Source organism: Streptomyces chiangmaiensis (genome assembly GCF_036281785.1).
GTDB lineage: Bacteria > Actinomycetota > Actinomycetes > Streptomycetales > Streptomycetaceae > Streptomyces > Streptomyces chiangmaiensis.
This window is the reverse complement of record NZ_JAYWVC010000397.1, coordinates 1-3,919: the sequence shown is the minus strand read 5'-3', so window position 1 is coordinate 3,919 and position 3,919 is coordinate 1. Positions and strand designations below refer to the sequence as shown.

At 66.9% G+C, this 3,919-nt stretch carries 4 protein-coding genes and 1 pseudogene; 3 read left to right on the top strand and 2 right to left on the bottom strand.

Features of this window, described 5'->3' with window-relative positions:
• Positions 1-225 precede the first annotated feature (225 nt).
• Positions 226-536: pseudogene (locus VXC91_RS43190) on the bottom strand (hypothetical protein); the annotation flags it as partial.
• A 478-nt stretch (positions 537-1,014) separates the two neighbouring features.
• Between VXC91_RS43190 and VXC91_RS43185 the strand changes: the two are divergent.
• From VXC91_RS43185 to VXC91_RS43175, 3 genes are all read left to right on the top strand, one after another.
• Positions 1,015-1,383, top strand: coding sequence for a hypothetical protein (locus VXC91_RS43185; RefSeq protein WP_329512825.1), 369 nt, complete (start codon positions 1,015-1,017; stop codon positions 1,381-1,383).
• A 408-nt stretch (positions 1,384-1,791) separates the two neighbouring features.
• Entirely contained in the window at positions 1,792-2,043 is a 252-nt protein-coding gene (locus tag VXC91_RS43180; RefSeq protein WP_329512824.1) for a hypothetical protein, read from the top strand.
• Positions 2,044-2,047: 4 nt separating this feature from the next.
• Positions 2,048-2,815, top strand: coding sequence for a hypothetical protein (locus VXC91_RS43175; protein WP_329512823.1), 768 nt, complete (start codon positions 2,048-2,050; stop codon positions 2,813-2,815).
• 300 nt (positions 2,816-3,115) lie between these two features.
• Here the strand turns inward: VXC91_RS43175 and VXC91_RS43170 are convergent.
• On the bottom strand, positions 3,116-3,919 hold an 804-nt coding region (locus tag VXC91_RS43170), incomplete at its 5' end, for an integrase core domain-containing protein (RefSeq protein WP_329512822.1).

The window sequence follows — 3,919 nt, the reverse complement described above, 5'->3', positions numbered from 1 at the left end:
AGGCGAACCACATCTGCGCCTCGTCGTCGACGAGTATGCCGACCACCACAACGAACATCGACCTCACCGATCACTCGGGCAGCGATGCCCTGACGTGTCGGCGCGCCCGAACTGCCTGCCGTCGATGGCCCATCGCGTGTCATCCGGCGGGACCGCCTCGGCGGCCTCATCCACGAATACGCGCAGGTCGCGTAGGGTGACGGGGGTAGGTTGTCGGCATGCACAGCCGTCGAGAAGGCGAAGCAGCACAGCGACCTCCGCGCGGAGCCGGGCGACGCGGTCAGCGTGGGCGGGTGCAGTCAACTGCGTTGCGGCTTGCAGTCGTTCGGTGGCCTCGGCTCGCACGATGTCCGCCACAGTGCACTCGCTCAGCTCACGCCGCGTTGCCTCGGTGGCACCGGCACCGACCGGTGACTGTTCGAGGGCCAGGCCGCGCAATTCGGCTGCGTCCACAGGCACCGCCTCCGCGCTGCCAGCGCGGCGAGCGCTGCGCGCAAGGCGCTCACTGCGGCCTTGGTACTGGTGGGCGCGTCTATTCAACCGTCGCCAGTTCCTCGTGGCGTCTGGCCTGCTGGTGACCGTGTGTGATCGCCGTACTGATCGTCCGTGGCTCTTGCCCCAGTCCCGGGGCTGGCTTCCGGAGGGGGATCACCGGAGGTCCGGCACGTAGGGGAAGCCGAGGGGGCCGGACTGTGACCGGGCCCCTCGAAATGCTTGCAGCGCAGGTGCCCCGCACTCACAGGGTGCGGGGTACATCCATGTCGTTGCCGGGCTATTTCCACAGGTCTTTCTAATAATCGCAGATCAGAGTGCTTGTATATGGCACCTTTTCTGTGACTGTGCCGTTAATTCCAGGGATTCGGCGGGCAGTGGAACTGCAAGTTCTCAGGTCACGTCTGTATAGTCGGGCCCGCCGTACGGCAAGGCCCCGAGGGTTTCCGGTTTTCTCTCACTTATTGGACGGGGAATTCAAAGGACCCTTGTCGAAAATCATTCTTGACCAAGGAGTTTGCTATGAAGGCTCGTGCAGTCGCCGTTTCCCTCGTCTCTGCCGCCCTCGTCGTAGGCGGCGCGACGGCCGCCGTCGCCGCCCCGGCCAAGGCGCCGAAGCCGAAGGCGTCCATCACTCTCTCCGCGAGCACCACCCACGCCAAGCCGGGCCAGAGCATCACCTTCACCGGCCGGACCGCTGGCCTGAAGGACGGCGGCACGGTCACGCTCCAGGTGAAGGACGGCGCCAAGTGGGTGTCGCTGCCCGCGACCACCACCGTCAAGAGGAGCGCATACAAGCTCACCGACGAGTTCAAGCACAAGGGCACGGAGGTCCTGCGCGCCGTGGACGGCACGACCGCGTCCAACGCCGTGACCGTCACCGTCCGCTAACCTCGTGCTTTCGCGAGTGTGGCTGTCCGTAGCTTGATCAAACAAGCCCAGATCTGGTTTGGGTTTCGATGCTTGGAGCCTGCTGCTCGTCAGGCCGCGATCTCCGCATCACCTCCCGGGGCCTGCACCAGCCCGGCGACGACGGCGGTCCGTTGCTGCCCGTCTGTGCGACATCCCGCAGGTTCCTCTGAGCCTCGCTGAGACCCTCCTCGTGGCCAGGGGATTCTTCGACGGCACCATCCGCGGGGACGTCGGGCACCTGGAGCAGATCAGGACCTGGTTCGGCCGGCCGCTGTGGGGGATTGAGCCCACCGACGCTGCAGCAGCTCGGCCTGCCGGTCGAGGTGCTACACGGCTACGGGGTGTCCCGGGAGGGACAACGTCGGCCTTCACGACCACACCCAGGTCGTGAAGGCCGACGTCACGCCGGGCCCCGGATTGACCAACGGCATCATCGTTTGGTCGGCGGGGCGAGGTCGTGTGAAGCGGCTGGTGCAACACCCGATGACTGCGGCCGGACGGTCCTGGAACGCCCCGGATCACGCATTTCATCCGGAGTTCCGCGGCAGCGGATCACCCAGCTTGATCACAGGTAAACAAAAGCACCTGCACATGACCGACCAGCAATCTCTGCGTTGTTCGTCACTCAACGAGGAGTAGCCGCATGAACGACAACTACCCGACAAGCCAGTCGCCTGCCGGGGCAAACCCGGGGACCGTGGCCACGCACGCACGCCGAGGGAGCGCGCTGCGCCGGCTGTCGAAGAAGAAAGGCGCTTGGATCGTAGCCGCCGGGCTCACCTGCGCGTTGGCCGGAGTCGCCGGTCTCGGCACGGCTTCGGCGACCACCCCGACCGCCGCCACGGTGTCCCCGTCCCCGTCCGGCGGCGGTGCCCGGTCCGCCCCGTCCGACGGTGGCGCGACCGGCATCGTCGACTCCACCTCCGACTCGGGCTTCACCTTCTCCACCGCCACGGGTGTCGAGGTGACCGTCGACGAGACGTCCACGACCGCCTACACGATCAACGGCCACGACACGTCGGCGAAGACCGTCGAGAAGGGCAAGAGCGTCCTCGTCCTGGGCGTGGTCGACAGCGCGACCATCACGGCCACCCGTGTCGACGTCCAGCCCGGCGGGGACGGCGGGGCCGCGGCGGCCGAAGCGGCCGGCGTGATCGCCTTCCAGCAGGGGACGCCGTCGCCCGTCAAGTCGGTCGGCCAGATCCCCAACTACACCGAGGGTGAGGGCACGATCGTCAGCGGAACGACGGCGTACAAGGCCACCAAGGCCGCCCAGGCCGTCGTCCCCGGAGGCATCGTGGACCGCGTGGTGGAGCTGAACAACGGCCAGTACGAGGTCCACAACATCAGCATCAACTGGCCGCACCACGTCTTTGTCAGCAAGGACTTCAAGGTCCTCGGCTACGAGTGACCGGCACGGCACGGACCCCGTGCCGCTGCCTTGAATCAGCTGCCCCTGGTGGTCCGCCACCAGGGGCAGCACCACGTTATCCAGCACGGCCTTGCGGTGGTTCGTGTCCAGTCCTCCGCACGTGCACGACGACATGGTCAGCGGTCGCGTGTGCGTGCCCGCCTCGTGGCCACTCACCGGCCTCCTGGCCTCGCCAGAGCTCCGCAATCTGCTGCCCGGTCGCCAATCTGCGGTCCCCGGTCCTGTCCCGCGTGAAAACCCTGGTTCGGGCTGCTGATCAGGCCGTTTGTCTGCCTGTCGTCAGGCTGCCTGGTGGTACTCGTTGATGAGGCCGCCGAGTAGTTGAGTGCGGCGGACGCGGCCCTCGAAGGGGATGGCAGGTGCCGTCTGGCCGGTCTCCGAGGCTTGGGGAGATCGTTGGTGGAGGGATTGGTGAAGGCGGTGCCGGTTGTAGTGGTCGGTGTAGGTGTTCAGGACGGTGCGCAGGTGCCGTTCGTTCATGATGAGTAGGCGGTCGATGCACTCGCGGCGGACGGTGCCGACCCAGCGTTCCGCGAAGGCGTTTGCCTTCGGCGATCTCGGCGGGGAAAGTAGCACCTGCACGCCCGCGTCGGCGAGCACGGCGTCGAAGGCGTCGGAGAACTTCCCGTCCCGGTCGCGCAGGAAGAACCGGAACCGGTCCACCTGGTCTTCGAGGTCCATCATCAAGTTCCTCACCTGCTGGGTCACCCAGTCCTGGTTCGGGTGCGCGCTGATGCCGAGGACGTGCACTGGGCGCGTTGCGACTTCCATGACGAACAGCACGTACAGCCGCTGGCAGAACGCGGTATCCATATGGAAGAAGTCGCAGGCCGGCAGTCCGGAAGCCTGGGCGCGTAGGAAGGAGGCCCAGGCGTCGTGAGCCCGCTGGGGCGCGGGCGGAATGTTGCCCTGCCGCAGTACTGACCGGACGGTGGCGGCGCAGACCGTGATGCCCAACCGGGCCAGCTCTCCCTGCACTCTGCGGTGTCCCCACAGCGGGTTCTCCCGCGCGAGACGCAGGATCAGCTCCCGCGTCTCCTGCGATATCGGCGGCCGACCGGGGCTCGTGTGGGGGTAGGTCCA

Excerpts from the sequence above, each read along its gene's own strand:
- VXC91_RS43185 (WP_329512825.1), top strand. The coding sequence starts at position 1,015 with ATGAAGGCTCGTGCAGTCGCCGTTTCCCTCGTCTCTGCCGCCCTCGTC.
- VXC91_RS43175 (WP_329512823.1), top strand. The coding sequence starts at position 2,048 with ATGAACGACAACTACCCGACAAGCCAGTCGCCTGCCGGGGCAAACCCG.